Raw genomic sequence first — 1,390 nt, 5'->3', positions numbered from 1 at the left:
TGTGTTGGTGTGGACGGCTCTGAGACCTCGGAGATCCGTGGCATGATGGCCATGGATCTATGAGCGAGAGGAGCGCTTACCATGAAGACCGCAATACGGATTGGAATGGACACATCCAAGAACGTGTTCCAGTTGCACGGTGTCGATCAAACCGAGGATGTCGTACTGCGCCGCCAGTTACGGCGTCGGGAAATGATCAAGTTTTTTGAAAATGCACCTCCCAGTTTGATCGCCATCGAGGCCTGTGGCAGCTCACATCACTGGGGGCGCTTGCTGAGTTCCTTCGGACACGAAGTGCGCCTGATCCCACCGCAATACGTCAAACCATATGTAAAACGAGGAAAGAACGACGCGGCGGATGCCGAAGCTCTATGTGAGGCAGTCAGTCGGCCTTCGATGCGTTTCGTACCGATAAAATCGCGTGAGCAGCAAGCCGCTTGTATGTTGATGAGCGTTCGTGAGCGGTTGGTTGGCGTAAAGTCGCAACTTTCCAATGCGATCCGTAGCTACGCCGCTGAGTTTGGCATCGTCGGTCCGCCCGGTCGCCAAAACGTCAACGAATTGATCAAACGAATTCTTGAAGACAATTCACTTCCCCAGCTAGCAAAAGAGTTATTCGACCTTCAGGCGAAGGAATACCAAGGCGTTGCATCCAGGCTTGAAGAAGTGGAGGCCAAGCTTATGAAATGGCATCGAAACGATGAGGTCAGCAGGCGGATTGCGACCATCCCGGGCATAGGGCCCATCGGGTCAACGATGTTGAGCGTCAAAGCCCCCCCGGCCGAAAACTTCACCTCGGGTCGCCATTTTGCTGCCTGGCTTGGTTTGACGCCCAAGGACCACTCCACTGGAGGCCGGGTGAGACTAGGCGGCATCACGAAGGCGGGAGATCCGTCGATCCGTTCAATTCTGATTGTAGGCGCGACTGCACTGCTGAGACATGTCAGAAAGGGACGAACTAAGCCATCGCGTTGGTTGGCTGCAATGCTGGAGCGAAAGCCTCCGAAACTGGTGGCTGTCGCGCTGGCGAACAAGTTCGCTCGCATCGCTTGGCGGCTGATGATCTCCGGGGGCGTCTACAACAAACCGGTCTACCCTGAATTATCCGCGGCGGCGTAGATTAAACAGCTCGGCCAGCTTTTAGAACGAACGGCCGAGTAATCGAACTTGCAGGAGCGAGTAGATGGAACGACCGATTGGTCGGTACACGCGATAGTCCGAAGATTGCACTGGCACGCAAATTGTCGCCCATGTGTTTGGAACGCGCGTAGCGAACACCATCTTGGCCAGCAGATTGAATCTGCATCAACAGGCCGGACATCTGATTGCAAGCAATCGCGTTGTCCCTATACTCAAATCCTGACGAGGGAGGAGCCGTCCACATCTGCAA

At 54.9% G+C, this 1,390-nt stretch carries 2 protein-coding genes; one reads left to right on the top strand and one right to left on the bottom strand.

Annotated features, from left to right (window positions below):
* Nucleotides 1–81: 81 nt before the first annotated feature.
* Complete coding sequence (locus ACM6UT_RS23270; protein ID WP_416799641.1) at nt 82–1,119, top strand: IS110 family RNA-guided transposase; 1,038 nt, start codon at nt 82–84, stop codon at nt 1,117–1,119.
* Nucleotide 1,120: 1 nt separating this feature from the next.
* Here ACM6UT_RS23270 and ACM6UT_RS23265 read toward each other — a convergent pair.
* Nucleotides 1,121–1,390 (bottom strand): hypothetical protein (locus tag ACM6UT_RS23265; protein WP_416799640.1); only part of this gene is annotated, 270 nt, incomplete at its 5' end.

The sequence above is a fragment of the Ciceribacter azotifigens genome (assembly GCF_048159625.1).
GTDB classification, from domain to species: domain Bacteria; phylum Pseudomonadota; class Alphaproteobacteria; order Rhizobiales; family Rhizobiaceae; genus Allorhizobium; species Allorhizobium azotifigens.
This window is presented reverse-complemented; position numbering and strand designations above follow the sequence as displayed.

Excerpts from the sequence above, each read along its gene's own strand:
- ACM6UT_RS23270 (WP_416799641.1), top strand. The coding sequence starts at position 82 with ATGAAGACCGCAATACGGATTGGAATGGACACATCCAAGAACGTGTTC.